Here is a 15,621-nt window from a genome sequence, read left to right on the forward strand (position 1 = left end):
TTCAGGCCCGCAGGCTCCCCAGCGCCAGCCCCAGGGCCAGCGTCCGGAGAAAGAGGCTCTTCCGGCTCTCCTGATCCAGCTCGTTGTCGGCCCGGCAGTAGGCCCGAAAGGCAGAGGCGCACGCCGAGGTCAGCAGCTCCTCTTCCAGGGCTTCCCGGCGGAGGCTGGCCTCCCGGTGACCGGGGATATAGGGGAGGTTTTGCTCGGTGAGCTCGAAGAGCTCCTGCAATAAGTCGGACATATGCATACCTCCTGATCAATCGTTCACCTCATTATAACATGAATGTTTGTTCATGTCAAGGAGTGATAACCATGGATATTTTTGCACAACGACTGCGAATTTTGCGGCAGAATCTGGGCGTGACACAAGAGACTGTCGCAGATGCCATTGGCGTCACCAGCCGGACCTATATCCGTTATGAGAAAGGCGAACGGGAACCTGTGATTTCCTTGTTAACCGTAATTGCCGATTACTTTGATGTTTCCGCCGACTATTTGCTGGGCCGTTCAGACCAGCGGAAGTAGAAGGCCCCCTGCCTCCGGCGGCGCCCCTTTTCTGGAAAAGGGGCGGGAAAAGCAGTCAGGGCGGGGGATTCCGATTTCCCCCGCCCCGACACCCCACCCCTTAAAACGGCCAATCAGGGGGGACCGCGGTCCCCCCTATTGGATGTACCCCCCTGGGGGGCGCGCCCCGGGGGAATGAATCCAAACAAGGGGGCCGCAGCCCCCTTGGCTGGTCGTTTTAAGGGGAGATTCCAAAGAGGGGGAAATCGAAATCCCCCTCTTTGGCCCTTCTTTCCGTCCCCTTTCTTCGGGAAGAAAGGGGACCCCTGCGCGGGAGCGCCGCTCCCATGCGAGGGGCCATCCCGGAGTGCCCCCTATTTCTTTCCCCAAAGGAGATCGTCATGAACATCTTCGACATCATGGGTCCCATCATGGTGGGCCCTTCGTCCTCCCACACCGCCGGGGCGGCCCGCATCGGGCTCATCACCCGGCGGCTGCTGGGCGAACAGCCCGTGGCCGCTGCCCTCATCCTCCACGGCTCCTTTGCCGCCACCGGCCGGGGTCACGGCACCGACCGGGCGCTGGTGGCCGGACTGCTGGGCCTGCCCCCGGACGACCCCCGCCTGCCCCAGTCCTTCGTCCTGGCCCGGGAGGCGGGCATGGACCTCAGCGTCTCCGCCGCCGTCATCCGGGGCGCCCACCCCAACACCGCCATCCTCCGGGTGGAGAACCGGGAGGGCCGGGTGCTGGAGGTCAACGCCTCCTCCCTGGGGGGCGGCCGGGTGCGGGTCAACGCCATCGACGGCATGGAGGCCACCTTCACCGGCGACTACCCCACCCTCATCATCCGCAACGAGGACAAGCCCGGCCAGGTGGCCGAAGTGGCCGGGCTGCTGTCCGAGCACGGGGTGAACATCGCCGCCATGCAGCTCTACCGGGACCGCCGGGGCGGCCTGGCCGTCATGGTCATCGAGAGCGACCAGCCCATCCCCGAGGGGATGGCCGACTACCTGCGCACCCTGCCCGGCATCGTCCGGTGTACGTATCTGAACATGGGGGAGGCGGACTGATATGGCGTTTCATTCTGTGGAGCACCTGCTCCGGGCCGCACTGGACCGCCCGCTGTGGGAGGCTGTGCTGCTGGACGACCTGCGGGACCGGGGCGTGGAGCGGGAGGCCTCCTGGACCCGGATGGCCGGGTTGTGGGAGGCCATGCGGGCCTCGGTGGCGGGCTACGACCCGGACAAGCGCTCGGCCTGCGGGCTCACCGGCGGAGCCGCCGCCAAGGTGGAGGCCGCCGGGGTGGAGCTCTCCGGGGCCTTCGTCACCCAGGTCATGGCCACCGCCCTCAAGGTGGCCGAGTGCAATTCCTGCATGGGCCGCATCGTGGCCGCCCCCACCGCGGGGGCCAGCGGCGTGCTCCCGGCGGTGCTGCTGCCGGTGCAGGCGAAATACGCCCTCTCCGACGAGGAGATTCTCCGGGCGCTCTACGTCTCCGCCGGCTTCGGGCAGGTCATCGCCACCCGGGCCTCCATCGCCGGGGCGGAGGGGGGCTGTCAGGCCGAGGTGGGCTCCGCCTCAGCCATGGCCGCCGCCGCCCTGGTCCACCTGCTGGGCGGTAGCCCGGAGCAGATGGCCGCCGCCTGCGCCACGGCCCTGCAAAACCTGATGGGTCTGGTGTGCGACCCGGTGGCCGGGCTGGTGGAGCTGCCCTGCGTAGGCCGCAACGTCATCGGGGCCATGAACGCCCTGTCTGCCGCCGAACTGGCTTTGGCCGGGGCGGCCAGCCCCATCCCCTGCGACGAGGTCATTGACGCCATGCGGGCGGTGGGGGACCAGATGCCCGCCGCCCTGAAGGAGACCGGAGGCGGCGGCATCGCCGCCACGCCCACGGGCCGCCGCATCGCCGAGCAGATGCGCAGTCCCTGATTTGGAAAGGAGAAAGAGACATGATTCGTTTTGCCCATGAAAATTTCAACGTGCTGGACCTGGACCGCAGCCTGAACTTCTACCGGGACGCCCTGGGCCTGGCCCCCACCCGGGAGATCAACGCCAAGGACGGCTCCTTCCGGCTGGTCTATCTGGGGGACGGGGTCACCGGCTTTGAGCTGGAGCTGACCTGGCTGAAGGACCGTACGGAGGCCTATGATCTGGGTGAGGGGGAGTTTCACCTGGCCTTCGTCACCGACGAATTCGACGTCTGGCACACCAAGCACCGGGAGATGGGCTGCATCTGCTTTGAAAATCCGGCTATGGGCATCTATTTCATCGAGGACCCCGACGGCTACTGGATCGAGATCATCCCCGACCGGAAGCCCAAACCGTAACCCATGGCAAGAAGCGACCAGGGCCGGCTGGCCTATGCCGATCTGCTGCGGGTGTTCGCCTGTCTGGCCGTCATCGTGGTCCACGTCTCCGGCGGCTGGCTGGAGTCCCTCCCCGCCGGGACCACGGACTGGAACCTCCTCAACGCCTGGGACTGCCTGGCCCACTGGTGCGTCCCGGTATTTGTCATGTGCTCGGGCATGTTCCTGCTGGACCCCAAAAAGTCCCTCGCCTGGCCCCACCTGCTGTTCCGCTATCTGCTGCGGGTGGTCGTGGCCCTGGTGTTCTGGGGCGTGGTCTATGCCCTGATGAACACCGCCCTCTTCCGCGGCCTCACCCTGCGGGGGGTGCTGGACGCCCTGTACGCCGTGGCGCTGGGCAGCGTGCCCACCCATCTGTGGTTTTTGTATATGGTAGCGGGGCTCTATCTGCTCACCCCCCTGCTCCGCGCCTTCGTCCGGGGCGCCCGGCGCAGCGATTTCCACTGGTTCTTTCTGGTGGTTTTTCTCTTCGTCTATGTGCTGCCCCTGTTCCTGCGGCTCCGGGGCAGCCAGACGGTGGAGCTCTACGCCAACAAGCTCTCCCTCAACTTCCCCCTGGCCTACCCGCCCCTGGCCTACGTGGGGTACTTCGTGGCGGGGGACTATTTGAAGGAGTATACCCTGGGCCGGGGGGCAGAGGGCCTGATCTACGTGCTGGGCGTCGCCGGGGCGGCCGCCACGGTATGGGGCTCCGCCGCCCTCAACGCGGGCAACGGCCCGGGAGAGTTCAACGGCCTGATGATGAGCTACCTCACCCCCAACGTGTGCGCCATGTCGGTGGCCGTGTTTGTCCTGTTCCGGTATGTGCTGGGCCTCAGCGACGAGCGCTCCCGCCGGGCCCGGGTCAGCCATGCCGCCGACTACACCTTCGGCGTCTATCTGGTCCACGTGGTCTTTCTCACCCTGCTGCGCTACTTCGGCCTGTCCAATCCCCCCATCACTCCGGCGCTGGCGGTGCCTCTGCTGACTCTGGCCATCGCGGTGCCCAGCTTCGCCGTATCCTGGCTCCTCCACAAGATCCCGGTGGTGGGCCGCTACATCACCTGACCCAAAGGAGGTTCTCCCCATGGATACCCTGCTGGAGCGCCCCACGGCCGGGCGGACGGGACGTCTGGCCTGGGCCGACCTGCTGCGGGTCCTGGCCACCTTCGCCGTGGTCCTGCTCCACACCTCCACCACCTGGCTGGCCCTGGCGGAGGAGGGCTCCGCGGAGTGGACGGCGCTAATGGCCTGGGACGGGCTGACCCGCTGGTGCGTGCCGGTCTTCGTCCTGCTGTCGGGCGCTTTCCTGCTGGACCCGAATAAGCCGCTGACCGTTCGCTTCCTGCTCCGGAGCCGTCTGCCCCGCATCCTCGCCGCCCTGCTGGCCTGGGGTTTTTTCTACAATCTCATTTACTTTCGCAAAGCCGGGGTGGCGGGCGTACGGAACGCCCTGCTGCTCACTTTGCGGGGGCAGACGGAGTATCACCTGTGGTATCTCTACATGCTGCTGGGTCTGTACCTGCTCACCCCCGTCCTCCGGGGATTGGTCCGGGGCTGCTCCCGGCGGGAGCTGGAGTGGCTGCTGGCCCTCTGGTTCCTGGCGGGGCTGCTGCTCCCCACCGTTTTGAGCTACTTTCCCAGCGTCGGAGCGCAAAGCTGGCTCAAGCAGCTTGAACTTCCCCTCATCGGGGGCTATCCGGGCTATTACGTGGCGGGGTACTACCTGCGGACCTATGACCTGAGGCCCCGTGTCCGGTACGCCGTCTACGCCCTGGGTCTGTCCGGTCTGGCCGCCACCCTGGCGCTGGGGAGCGACGTATACGGCTACCTCACCCCCAACGTGGCCTGCACCGCCTGCGCCCTGTTTTTGCTGTGCAGGCAATGCCGCCTCCGCCCCAGCCGGGTGGCGGGCCTGTCCGACTGCTCCTTCGGCGTCTATCTGAGCCACGTCTTTTTTCTCATGCTCCTCAACCATTTCGGTCTGACTACCCTCCGCTTCACCCCCTGGCTGTCGGCGCCGCTGCTGTCCCTGGCGGTCTTCTTCTGCGCCGCCGGCACCGCACGGGCGCTGCGGAAGCTCCCGGTGGTGGGAGCCTACATTACGTAACCCATAAGGAGTCTGCCGCCCATGCTCTTCTCCAGTTCGGTCTTTCTCTTCGCCTACCTGCCCATTGTCCTGGCGGTCTATTACATCCCCCTCCGGGGCCTGCGTCGGGCGCAGAATCTCTTCCTGCTGGCGGCCTCCCTGCTTTTTTACGCCTGGGGGGAGCCCTGGTTTGTGCTGGTCATGGCGGCCTCCATCGCGGCCAACTACGGCTTCGGCCTCTGGGTCCACGCCCGGCTGTGCCGCTGCCGGAGCGTCCGGCTGCCGGTGGCGGCGGCGGCAGTCTGCAACCTGGGGCTGCTCTTTGTCTTCAAGTACCTCACCTTCACCCTGACCAACCTGGGCCGGCTGGGTCTTTCGGTCCCCGTTCCGGTCATTGGCCTGCCCATCGGCATCTCCTTTTTTACCTTCCAGGCCATGAGCTACGTCTTTGACGTGGCCCGGGGCGAGACCCGGGTCCAGCGCAGCCTTGCGGACCTGGGGCTGTATATCTCCTTCTTTCCCCAGCTCATCGCCGGGCCCATCGTCAAATACTCCACCATCGCGGAAGAGATCCTCCACCGCCGGGAGAACTGGGCGGATTTCTCCGCCGGGTGCTGCCGGTTCGTGGTGGGGCTGGGGAAGAAGGTATTGCTGGCCAACCAGTTGGCCAGCATTGCCGACGCCGCCTGGGGGACGGTCGGCGTCGGCCTGTCCATGCCCTTCGCCTGGCTGGGCTCGCTGTGCTATACCCTTCAGATCTACTTTGACTTTTCCGGCTACTCCGACATGGCCATCGGCCTGGGCCGGATGTTCGGCTTTCATTTTTTGGAAAACTTCAACTACCCCTATCTCTCCACCTCCATCACCGAGTTCTGGCGGCGGTGGCACATCTCCCTGTCCTCCTGGTTCCGGGACTACGTCTACATCCCTCTGGGCGGCTCCCGGGTGGACCAAAGTTGGAAGCTGCTGCGGAATCTGTTCGTGGTCTGGCTGCTTACCGGCGTGTGGCACGGGGCCAACTGGACCTTCGTGTGCTGGGGGCTGTACTATTTCGTCCTGCTGTGCCTGGAAAAATTCTGGCATGCCGGCGAGTGGCTGCCCCGGCCCCTGAAAGGAGTGTTCACCTTCCTGCTGGTCAACTTCGGCTGGGTCCTCTTCCGGGCCGACGACCTGAGCGCTGCCGGGCGGTTTTGGGCGGCCATGTTCCATTTTGGCGCCCAGCCCGACCCGCTGGACCGGGCGGGCTACTACCTGCGGCAGTACGCTGTAGTGCTGCTCTTCGCCGCGCTGTTCGCTTTTCCCGTGGCCCGGTGGCTGTCCGTGCGGGTGGGCGGCTATCTGCGCCGCTACGCCGCCCACGTCCTGCCCATGTGGGGGGCGGTCTACTCCCTGACCCTGCTCACCGTCCTGCTGGCGGCGGCGGCCTATCTGGTGAAGGGCACCTATAACCCCTTCATCTACTTCAATTTCTAGAGGAGGTCCACCATGGCAAACCGCGAATCCTGGGGGGCCGTTCTCTTTCTGGCCGCCCTGCTGGCCGGGGCGGTCTTTCTTTTCTCCGGTCTCTACGCCCCCGGTCCGGAGCGGGCGGGCGTACTCCTGCCCCAGCGGAGCGCCGCTTACGTCACCCGCCTGTCCCGGGACCTGGGCCGCTCTGCGCCGGGCATTTCCGGACAGGCTGAGGCGGTGAAGCCCACTCCCCTGCTGGACGCCGTTCAGGAAAAAATCGCCGCCGCCGAACCCGCCGCCAACTCCCTGCTGGACCGCAATCACCTGTTCATCCAGCTCTACGGCGCCGCCCAGCGCCTGACCCAGCGGCAGGTGGTGGACGACGCCGACCCCCGCTATTCGGTGGTCCGGCTCACCGACGGCACCCTCACCTTCGTCAACGCCGAGGAGGCGGACACCGCCTCCCACGGTAAGGCCCTGGCCCGGCTGCGGGACCAGCTTGGCAAGCGGGACATCCCCCTGCTCTACCTCCAGGCCCCCGGCAAGGTGGCGCCGGAGGACGACCGCCTGCCCGCGGGGGTGACAGATCACAGCAACGACTACGCCGACGCCCTGCTGGCCGAGCTGGAGGTCCATGGTGTGGACTATGTGGACTTCCGGGACCTGTTCGCCGCCATGGAGGACCGGGACTGGAGCTCCTGGTTCTTCGCCACCGACCACCACTGGACCCCCGAGGCGGCCTTCACCGCCTGCGGCGCGCTGTTCGAGCTTCTGGCGTCCGACTACGGCTATTCCACCCCGGCCGAGTACAGCGACCCTTCCCAGTTCACCGTGGAGGCCTGGGAGGACTGGTTCCTGGGCAGCCTGGGCAAGCGGGTGGGCACCCTCTACGGCGGGGTGGACGGCATCGAGCTGTGGAAGCCCGTCTTTGAGACTGATTTCACCTACTCGGTGCCCATCTACGAGATTGAGCGCACCGGCCCCTTCGAGGAGTCCCTCCTCTTCCCCGAACGCCTGGAGGAGAAGGACTACTTTGGCGGCAACCCCTACACACTCTACGCTGGGGGCGACTACCCCCTGGCCCGCATCTACAACCACACAGACGAGGACGGGCCCCGCATCCTGCTGCTGCGGGACTCCTACGCCTGTGCCATGACCCCCTTCCTGGCCCTGGGCTGCTCTGAGCTCATCACCGTGGACCTGCGCTACTTTCACGAAAATCTGCTGACCTACGTGGACTGGCTCAAGCCCGATCTGGTGCTGGTGCTGTACACCACCGGCAGCGTAGCGCAGGACGCCCTGTTCGAGTTTCTCCCCACTCCGGAGGCCGACCCCGCCGAAAGCGGTCCGCCCGCCGTACAGCGCCCCCTGCCCGCCGGCGCCGGCGCGGCCGCCGAACATCAAAAATCCGATTGAATCGTAAAGTAGGTGTCTGTTTGAAGGCTCTCCCCTCCGCCCGTCGCCTGGATTACCACTACATCGCCATGCAGGCCGGTTTCTGGGCCATGTTTGCCGCCATCTGCGCCTACCAGGCCGCGCTGCTCCAAGGCCGCGGCTTCTCCAACGGCCAGGTGGGCCTCATCATCGCCGTGCGCTGCCTGGCAGGCATCGTCTGCCAGCCCGCGCTGGGCGGCTTTGCCGACCGCCACCCCCACATTCCCCTCAAGTACATCGTCTCTGCCTCCCTGGGCCTCAGCTTCGTCGCCGGAGTGATCTTCACCCTCCTCCCCATGGGCATGGCCGGAACTTTGGCGGTATTCGTCGTCATCGGCGGACTGGAGCTGTCCGCCTATCCTCTGATGGACGCCATGGCCATCCAATTCATCAACGCCGGGGCGCCCATTCGGTACAGCCTGGGCCGGGGCATCGGCCCCTTCGCCTATGCCGTGTGTTGTGTGGTCCTGGGGCTCCAGGTGGGCCGCTGGGGGGTGGAGTCGGTGCTGATCACCCATACCGCCCTGGTCATTCTGGAGATCCTCCTGGTGGGCACCTATCCCCCCTTCCGGGCCGAGGCCCCCGCCCCAGGGGCGGAGGCCTCCGGGCCCCACTCCGCCCTCTATCTGCTGCGGCACAATCCCCGGTTCACCCTCATGCTGCTGGGGGTCCTGTGCGGCCTTACCGGCATCCTGCCCATGTCCAACTTTCTGGTCAACGTGGTGCTGGACCGGGGCGGGACACAGCCCGACCTGGGCGCCGCCCTGTTCGTCATGGCGGCCTGCGAGCTGCCCACCGCCTTCCTCTTTCAGCGCCTGCTGCGGCGCTGGGGCAGCGCCCGTCTGCTGATGGTCAGCCTGGCCTGCGGCGGGCTGAAGGCCGTGGGGCTGCTGCTGGCCCCCAGCTACCTCTGGGTCTGTCTGGTGCAGTCCTTCCAGATGCTGGGTTATGGCCTGTTCACCCCTTCCTCGGTATACTACGTAAACGAGTCGGTCCCCGCCGGGGACCGGGTCCGGGGCCAGACCATCATGATGGTCGCCTCCAACGGTCTGGGCGGCGTGCTGGGCAGCCTGCTGGCCGGGCAGGTACTGGACCGCTGGGGCGTAGATCGGATGCTGCTCTTCTGCGCCGCCCTGTGCGCCGCCGGGGCTCTGCTGGCCGGACTGTCTCTGCGCCGGCCCAAGGCCGCGTAAAAGGGCCCCGGCGGCCGCCGGAGCCCTTTTGTTTTCACTCAAACAGCACCCGCACCGCCCAGGCGGCCGCCATAAACCCCGCCAGGTCGGCGCAGAGGGCGGCCGGGACTGCGTAGCGGGTCTTGACAATGCCCGCTGCCCCGAAATAGACGGCTATGGTGTAAAAGGTGGTCTCGGTGGAACCCAGCATCACCGCCGCCGTCCGGCCGATGAGGGAGTCCGGCCCATAGGTCTGGATGAGCTCGGCCCCCACCCCCAGGGCAGCGCTGCCGCTGACCGGCCGGACCAGCAGCAGGGCGATGGTCTCCACGGGGATGCCCAGCCGGGCCAGCACCGGAGAGAGTGCCTCCCCCGCCAGCTCCAGGGCGCCGGAAGCTCGGAGCATATACACCGCCGTCAGCAGGCCGATGAGGGGCGGTACGATGCGGATCAGGACCCCAAGGCCGTCTCCCGCCCCCTGGACCAGGGCGTCGTATACGTCCACCCGCCGCAGCATGCCGTACAGGGCCACCACGGCGATGATAAGGGGCACCAGCATGGTGAAGATGAGATCCATATCATGTCCTCCAGATCTTTGCGAAGAGCTTGGCCGCCAGGATACCTACGCTCACCGAGATGGCCGAGGCCAGCCAGGTGGCGGGCAGGATATCGAAGGGTGCGGCGCACCCGGCTCCGGCCCGTACCGCCGCCACGGTGGTGGGGATAAGCTGGATGGAGGCGGTGTTGCACACCACCAGCATGCAAAGCGCGTCGTTGGCCACACCCGGGGTCCTGCGGCTCATCTTCCGGGCGGCCTCCAGACCCAGGGGCGTGGCAGCGTTGCCCAGCCCCAGCAAATTAGCCGACACATTGGCCGCAATGGTGTCCATCACCTCCCTGTCCCGGGCGAAGGCGGGGTAGAGCCGCCGGAGCACCGGCATCAGCAGCCGGGACAGCTTCTGGGACAGGCCGGAGCGCCGCATGATCTCCATGACCCCCATCCACAGGCACAGCACACCCGCCAGGGAGAGGCACAGCTCCACCGCCGCCGCCGCCCCGTCCAGGGCGGCCGTGGCCACCGCCGGTCCGCGGCCCGTCGCCAGTCCGCACAGGATGGATACCAGGACCATCCCGGTCCAAATGATCGACATCGCCATGTCCCACACTCCCCTCAGCCTTCATCATACGTGGCGAAACGTAGAAACATGCCTTCCGGTTTTAGGATAAATTTGGCAAGATTTCTCACAAATATTTTCCATTTACCGATTGACATTTCTATACTCCATGTTATAATACTGTCAGATATTGGTCTATTTGTGGGAAAATTGTTGCCTTTATCTGGAAAGGGGTTTCTGCCATGAAGTCAACCGGAATTGTACGTAAAGTAGATGAGCTTGGGCGCATCGTGCTGCCGATCGAGCTGCGGCGCACTCTCGATATCGCCGAAAAAGACTCGCTGGAGATCTATGTGGATGGTGCATCCATCGTCCTCAAAAAGTATCAGCCGGCCTGCATCTTCTGCGATGATGCCAAGGATGTAATTAATTTTAAGGGGAAAAACGTTTGCCCCAACTGCATCCGTGAGCTGATGAGCAAGTAAAGTTTTTGCAAAGAAAAAGTCACCGGAAATCCAGGTGGTGCGGATTTCCAGTGACTTTTTCTTTTGTCTGATCCGCTCCGGGCCCCGCAGGTCCTGCTATAATCAGAGGTTATATTGCAAAATATATATACTGATTGTATAATTATGCTTTCCATTTTATTACATAATAGGGATGTCGCCGCTCATTCGTCCTTCTTCGACGACACCGCCCGGTCATAAAGGGCCTTGCGCGGAAGTCCCAGCTCCGCCGCCGCCTGCCGGGCGGCGTCCTTCAGGGAGCAGCCCTGGCCTTGCAGAGCAAGCAGCCGTGCCAGCCCGTCCTCCAGGGTGGCACTGTCCTCTGCGGGCGGGCAGCCCCCCTCCACCACCAGGACGAACTCCCCCTTGGGCGGGTTTTCCTCATACCACGCGGCCGCCTCGCCCAGGGTGGTGCGGCGGACCTCCTCGTGGAGCTTGGTGAGCTCCCGGCACAGAGAGATACGCCGCTCGGGGCCAAAGGTATCCCGCAGATCCCGCAGGGTGGCCGTCAGCTTGTGGGGCGCCTCGTAGAACAGCATGGTCCGCTGCTCACCCCGGAGCTGCTCCAGGTGGGCCCGGCGATTTTTCTTGTTCATAGCCAAAAATCCCTCAAAGGTAAACCGGCCGGTGGGCAGGCCCGAGGCCGCCAGCGCGGTGACCAGGGCGCAAGGTCCCGGGATGGAAACCACGCTCACACCGGCGGCGGCGCACTGGGCCACCAACTCCTCGCCGGGGTCGCTGACCGCAGGGGTGCCCGCGTCAGTGACCAGAGCGCAGTCTTCGCCCGCCAGAAGGCGGCTGAGGACCGCCGCCCCGCTGGCGCCGGTGTTGTGCCGGTAATAGCTCAGCATCGGCTTTTTCAGCCCCAGATGATTGAGTAGCTTCACGGTGACACGGGTGTCCTCAGCGGCGATGAAGTCCACCGCCGCCAGGGTATCGGCCATCCGCCGGGAGATATCTCCCAGGTTGCCGATGGGGGTGGGGACCAGGTACAAGGTTCCGGGCATATTGTCTCCTCCTCGGTCAATTTCATGGGGTGCGCAGCAGGGCGGGCAGAATCTCCAGCCCCGGCCTGCCCTGACGGACAGCCTCGGCCAGCACCGCCGAGGGCGGGGCATCCGCCCGGTGTTGGACCAGCCGCAGCCGCTTGGGCTCCAGCCCATGGGACCGCAAGGCCTCCAGCAGGTCGGCCAGCCGCTCCGGCCGGTGGACCAGGGCAAAGCGCCCGCCGTTTCGCACCAGCCGCCCGGCGGCAGCGCACAGCTCGTCCAGGGTACAGGCGTGCTCCATCCGGGCGGACCCGCCGGACGCCCCGCCGCCCTCCCGGAACCAGGGCGGGTTGGACACCGCTAGGTCAAAACTGCCGGCGGGCAGCAGTTCCGGGTCCCGCAGATCCCCGGCGCAGACGCGCCCTTCCACGCCGTTTTCCCGAAAGTTCCGGTCCGCCACCGCAGCGGCGGCCGGGTTCCGTTCCACACCGGTGAGGGCCAGGCTGGGCTCCCGCTCCAGCAGAAGCAGCCCCAGCGCCCCGGAGCCGCAGCCCAGATCACACACCCGCCAGCCCCGCCGCAGGGTGGCAAAGTCCCCCAGGGCCAGGGTGTCGCCCCCCAGGGGGAAGCAGTCCGCCGTCTGTACCAGGGTATAGCGCCCCAGCCGCTCTGTCCGCTCTATGGTAATCCGTCCCCCTTGCGTGGTATACTGGTTTTTGCATCCATCCATCGTGAAAGTGAGATGACCCTCATGGAAATCCGCGCCATCACTGCACGGACGGCTCCAGACGGCTTCGACCGGCTGGAAAATCCGGACCATTCCTTTCATGTCTGCCCCGAGATGCCCAGCTACTTCCAGGCTCTGGACCGGGGCCGGCCGGTGGGTTCGCTGTCCGTCTTCCTGCCAACCGCCGACACCGCGGAGATCAGCGCCTGCGTCCGTCCGTCCTGCCGCCGGCAGGGGATCTTCCGCGCTCTGCTTCAGGAGGCGGTCGCCGTCCTGCGGCCCGCCGGCTGCCGGCGGCTGCTGTTCCCCTGCCAGGGGGACAGCAGCGACGGCCGTGCCGTGGCCTCCCACTGGGGCCTAGCCCTGGACCACTCCGAATATCTGATGTACTACGGCGGCGCCCATGCCGCGCCCCGCGTCTCGGTCTCCCTTCGCCCGGCACAGGAGACCGACCGTTCCGCCCTGGAAGTCCTCTATTCCGCCGCCTTCCCCGGCAATGGCGGAATGGCCGCCGGCTGTCTGCAGGAGGGCATCCTCTGCCGGGTGCTGGAGCGGCAAGGCCGCCTGGCGGGCGCCGCCTGTGTCAACCTCCGGGGAGAGGCCCTGTCTATCTTCGGCGTGGCGGTAGACCCCGCGCTCCAAGGGCAGGGCCTGGGCGGCGGGCTTATGGCCGCCCTGCTGGACGGGCTGGCCCCTCTGCGTGGCAAACGGCACGTGCTGCTGGAGGTGGACGGCGGCAATGAGCGGGCCCGCCGCCTGTATGCCTCCAGCGGTTTTACGGTGCGGCGACTGGTGGAGTATTACTCTCTTCCCCTTCTGCAAGCTGCTCCATCAGGTGCTTGATGATGCGGGCGGTAAGGCCCCAGACGGCGTGGCCCCGATAGCTCCAGATGGGCACCTCCATCCCCCCCGCCCGCCAGCGGTAGCCCCGGTCGAAGCCGATGAGGTGGTAGGGGAAGTCCTCCCCCACCTCGGCCCGCAGGGGGTAGTGGTACACCTGAGGCGGATTCTCCCGAAAAAAGCGCACCGGCGCCAGAAAGGTCTCCTTCACCTCGGCGTGGCTGGCCGACATGTGGACCACCGCCCCGGCGTCCACCTGGGCCAGCACCGGGTGGAGCAGGGTGCCGTCCCGGTGGTGGAGCTCGTCCAGCCGGGCGATGGGCCGGATGGCCGAGGCGGGGATGCCCAGCTCCTCCCGGGTCTCCCGGAAGGCGCACTGGGTGGGCCCCTCACCGGGCTCCATCCGGCCGCCGGGGAAGCAGACCTCCCCCGGCTGGCGGTTCAGCGTCTCCGAGCGGACCTCCAGGAGCAGATAGGGCTCCCCCTGCCACTCCACCAGGGGCACCAGCACGGCGTAGTGGGCCCGCACGTCCATCAGGACGGGGGTGTGGTCCATGAACCTCCGCTCAAAATCACCGATGGTCATCGGCTGCTCGCTCCTCTCTGTTCAGGATTCCGGCACCGTAAAGTGAGCCAGCGGGTCGGGCCGGGTCCACAGGACCACCCGGCCCTCCCGTTCGGTTTTTCTTAGGTCGATGAGCCGCTGGTTGTCCGAGCCCCGGAACAGGGCGGCATAGGACTTCCGGGCCGCTACAAAGGGGCCGTCCACCAGCACATCGGTGGCGTCCAGCAGGGCCAGCCGGTCCGGGTCGCCCTCCGTCAAAAGCTGCTCATAGGTCCAGCCGGTGTAGGTCCACACGTCCAGACCCCGGTCCCGGGCCGCCCGGGCCAGAGCGGCGCACTCCGCCGCCTGGAGGAAGGGGTCGCCGCCGGACAGGGTCAGCCCCTGGAGCAGCGGGTTGGTGTCCAACAGGGCGATGAGCTCCGCCAACTCCGCCTCCCGTCCCCCCGCCGGGTCGTGGGTCTCCGGGTTGTGGCAGTCGGGGCAGCGGTGGGGGCAGCCCTGGGCGAAGACCGTCAGCCGCAGACCGGGGCCGTCCACGATGGAGTCGGAGATGGTATTGGCGATGCGCACGGCGCGTCCCTCCTTTTGCGATTCTTTCATTATACCCTTCTTTTTTCCCGGGCACAAGCGTCCGGGACTGGAAGACGCCCCCGGCGGCCGCCGGGGGCGTTTTTTATCGGTCATCGCAGACCTGGAAGATATAAAACTTCAGGTAATAGGACTCATCCGCCCCCCAGAGGATAGGGTGATCGGGGGACTGGGTGCGGTACTCCACCTGCCGCAGCCGTCGGCGGGCGTCCCGGGCAGCCTCTCCCACGGTCTGGGCGAAGAGCTCCGGCGTCATGAAGTGGGAGCAGGAGCAGGTGGCCAGATAGCCTCCATCCCGCACCAGGGCGATCCCCCGGCGGTTGATCTCCCGGTAACCCCGGACCGCCTTTTTGACCGAGGCCCGGGACTTGGTGAAGGCGGGCGGGTCCAGAATCACCAGGTCGAACCGCTCGTCCCGCCGCTCCAGCTCAGGCAGCAGGTCAAACACGTCGCGGCACGTGAAGCCCACCTGTCCGTCCATGCCGTTGAGGGCAGCGTTCTCCCGGGCCTGCAGCACCCCGGTCTCCGAGGCGTCCACCCCCAGCACCTCTGCCGCGCCGCCCTTGGCGGCGTTGAGGGCGAAGGCTCCGGTATGGGTAAAGCAGTCCAGGGCCCGACCGCCCCGGGCCAGGGGCTGGATGGCCAACCGGTTGTACTTCTGGTCCAGGAAGAAGCCGGTTTTCTGTCCCTCGGCCACGTCCACAACGTACTGCAAGCCGTTCTCCACGATCTCCACCTTGGGGTCGAACGGCTCGGACAGGAAGCCCTTCACCCGCTCCATGCCTTCTTTGAGCCGCACCTTGGCGTCGCTGCGCTCATAGACGCCCCGGATGTGAATGCCGTCCTCGGCCAGGGCCCGCGTCAGCAGGCGGAGGATGGTCCCCTTCAGCCGGTCGATGCCCAGGGCCAGGGACTCCACCACCAGCACGTCGGAGAACTTGTCCACCACCAGGCCGGGCAAAAAGTCGGCCTCCCCGAAAATGAGGCGGCAGCAGGCGGTGTCCACGGTGTCCTTCCGGTACTGCCAGGCCGCCCGGACCCGCCGGTCCAGGAAGGCCTCGTCGATGACGGCGTCGGCCCGGCGGGAAAGGGCCCGCACGGTGATGGCAGAGTTTGTGTTGACGAAGCCGTGGCCCAGCACATAGCCGTTGTAGTCCTCGATGCGCACCAGCCCGCCGTTTTCCCAGGGGCCGGTGAGAAGGTCGATCTCGTTGTCGTAAATCCAGGGGCCGCCGGCCTTAAAGGACCGGCCCTCCCCTTTTTTGAGGCGGACCGCCGCCTGTTCCATGTCCGTTCTTCCT

At 66.3% G+C, this 15,621-nt stretch carries 19 protein-coding genes; 11 read left to right on the plus strand and 8 right to left on the minus strand.

Features of this window, described 5'->3' with window-relative positions; translation table 11 throughout:
* Position 1 precedes the first annotated feature (1 nt).
* Positions 2-241, minus strand: coding sequence for a hypothetical protein (locus BN2154_RS12470; RefSeq protein WP_050619088.1), 240 nt, complete (start codon positions 239-241; stop codon positions 2-4).
* 71 nt (positions 242-312) lie between these two features.
* On the opposite strand from BN2154_RS12470, the gene BN2154_RS12475 reads away from it, so the two are divergent.
* The 9 genes from BN2154_RS12475 to BN2154_RS12515 all read left to right on the plus strand — a co-directional run bounded on the left by BN2154_RS12475 (position 313) and on the right by BN2154_RS12515 (position 9,014).
* Positions 313-525 (plus strand): helix-turn-helix domain-containing protein, encoded by a 213-nt coding sequence (locus BN2154_RS12475; RefSeq protein ID WP_050619089.1) that lies wholly within the window; start codon positions 313-315, stop codon positions 523-525.
* A 380-nt stretch (positions 526-905) separates the two neighbouring features.
* Positions 906-1,574, plus strand: a complete 669-nt coding sequence (gene sdaAB, locus BN2154_RS12480; protein ID WP_050619090.1) for an L-serine ammonia-lyase, iron-sulfur-dependent subunit beta — start codon at positions 906-908, stop codon at positions 1,572-1,574.
* 1 nt (position 1,575) lies between these two features.
* Positions 1,576-2,433 carry an L-serine ammonia-lyase, iron-sulfur-dependent, subunit alpha gene (sdaAA, locus tag BN2154_RS12485; RefSeq protein WP_050619091.1) on the plus strand — a complete coding sequence of 286 codons (858 nt, stop codon included), beginning with the start codon at positions 1,576-1,578 and terminating at the stop codon, positions 2,431-2,433.
* 20 nt (positions 2,434-2,453) lie between these two features.
* Positions 2,454-2,831 (plus strand): VOC family protein, encoded by a 378-nt coding sequence (locus tag BN2154_RS12490; protein ID WP_050619092.1) that lies wholly within the window; start codon positions 2,454-2,456, stop codon positions 2,829-2,831.
* Positions 2,832-2,834: 3 nt separating this feature from the next.
* Positions 2,835-3,917: an acyltransferase gene (locus tag BN2154_RS12495; RefSeq protein ID WP_050619093.1), complete on the plus strand. Its 1,083-nt coding sequence runs from the start codon at positions 2,835-2,837 to the stop codon at positions 3,915-3,917.
* 19 nt (positions 3,918-3,936) lie between these two features.
* Positions 3,937-4,959 (plus strand): acyltransferase, encoded by a 1,023-nt coding sequence (locus BN2154_RS12500; protein ID WP_050619094.1) that lies wholly within the window; start codon positions 3,937-3,939, stop codon positions 4,957-4,959.
* A 21-nt stretch (positions 4,960-4,980) separates the two neighbouring features.
* Positions 4,981-6,411 (plus strand): MBOAT family O-acyltransferase, encoded by a 1,431-nt coding sequence (locus BN2154_RS12505; RefSeq protein WP_050619095.1) that lies wholly within the window; start codon positions 4,981-4,983, stop codon positions 6,409-6,411.
* A 12-nt stretch (positions 6,412-6,423) separates the two neighbouring features.
* On the plus strand, positions 6,424-7,803 hold the full coding sequence (locus BN2154_RS12510; protein ID WP_050619096.1) for an alginate O-acetyltransferase AlgX-related protein: 1,380 nt from the start codon (positions 6,424-6,426) through the stop codon (positions 7,801-7,803).
* Positions 7,800-9,014: an MFS transporter gene (locus BN2154_RS12515; protein ID WP_242853755.1), complete on the plus strand. Its 1,215-nt coding sequence runs from the start codon at positions 7,800-7,802 to the stop codon at positions 9,012-9,014. Before BN2154_RS12510 ends, BN2154_RS12515 begins: the two co-directional genes overlap by 4 nt.
* Before the next feature lie 34 nt (positions 9,015-9,048).
* Here the strand turns inward: BN2154_RS12515 and BN2154_RS12520 are convergent, their stop codons facing one another.
* Both BN2154_RS12520 and BN2154_RS12525 read right to left on the minus strand, forming a co-directional pair.
* Positions 9,049-9,570, minus strand: coding sequence for a spore maturation protein (locus BN2154_RS12520; protein WP_050619097.1), 522 nt, complete (start codon positions 9,568-9,570; stop codon positions 9,049-9,051).
* Between the two features lies 1 nt (position 9,571).
* Positions 9,572-10,150, minus strand: coding sequence for a nucleoside recognition domain-containing protein (locus tag BN2154_RS12525; protein WP_050619098.1), 579 nt, complete (start codon positions 10,148-10,150; stop codon positions 9,572-9,574).
* 200 nt (positions 10,151-10,350) lie between these two features.
* Here BN2154_RS12525 and BN2154_RS12530 point away from each other — a divergent pair, with 200 nt between their 5' ends.
* On the plus strand, positions 10,351-10,593 hold the full coding sequence (locus tag BN2154_RS12530; RefSeq protein WP_050619099.1) for an AbrB/MazE/SpoVT family DNA-binding domain-containing protein: 243 nt from the start codon (positions 10,351-10,353) through the stop codon (positions 10,591-10,593).
* 182 nt (positions 10,594-10,775) lie between these two features.
* Here BN2154_RS12530 and rsmI read toward each other — a convergent pair whose 3' ends face one another.
* Positions 10,776-11,618: a 16S rRNA (cytidine(1402)-2'-O)-methyltransferase gene (rsmI, locus tag BN2154_RS12535; protein ID WP_050619100.1), complete on the minus strand. Its 843-nt coding sequence runs from the start codon at positions 11,616-11,618 to the stop codon at positions 10,776-10,778.
* A gap of 22 nt (positions 11,619-11,640) precedes the next feature.
* A complete protein-coding gene (locus BN2154_RS12540) occupies positions 11,641-12,330 on the minus strand; it encodes a tRNA1(Val) (adenine(37)-N6)-methyltransferase (RefSeq protein ID WP_050619101.1) in 690 nt (229 codons plus the stop codon).
* Between the two features lie 12 nt (positions 12,331-12,342).
* On the opposite strand from BN2154_RS12540, the gene BN2154_RS12545 reads away from it, so the two are divergent.
* Positions 12,343-13,170 (plus strand): GNAT family N-acetyltransferase, encoded by an 828-nt coding sequence (locus BN2154_RS12545; protein ID WP_050619102.1) that lies wholly within the window; start codon positions 12,343-12,345, stop codon positions 13,168-13,170.
* On the opposite strand, the gene BN2154_RS12550 is transcribed toward BN2154_RS12545, so the two are convergent.
* The 3 genes from BN2154_RS12550 to BN2154_RS12560 form a co-directional block, all read right to left on the minus strand.
* Entirely contained in the window at positions 13,103-13,753 is a 651-nt protein-coding gene (locus BN2154_RS12550) for an NUDIX hydrolase (protein WP_050619103.1), read from the minus strand. The genes BN2154_RS12545 and BN2154_RS12550 overlap by 68 nt on opposite strands.
* Before the next feature lie 21 nt (positions 13,754-13,774).
* Complete coding sequence (gene nrdG, locus BN2154_RS12555) at positions 13,775-14,332, minus strand: anaerobic ribonucleoside-triphosphate reductase activating protein (RefSeq protein ID WP_050619104.1); 558 nt, start codon at positions 14,330-14,332, stop codon at positions 13,775-13,777.
* A 73-nt stretch (positions 14,333-14,405) separates the two neighbouring features.
* Positions 14,406-15,608, minus strand: a complete 1,203-nt coding sequence (locus tag BN2154_RS12560; protein WP_050619105.1) for a class I SAM-dependent rRNA methyltransferase — start codon at positions 15,606-15,608, stop codon at positions 14,406-14,408.
* Positions 15,609-15,621 lie beyond the last annotated feature (13 nt).

The organism is Intestinimonas massiliensis (ex Afouda et al. 2020) (assembly GCF_001244995.1).
Taxonomy (GTDB): Bacteria; Bacillota; Clostridia; order Oscillospirales; family Oscillospiraceae; genus Intestinimonas; species Intestinimonas massiliensis.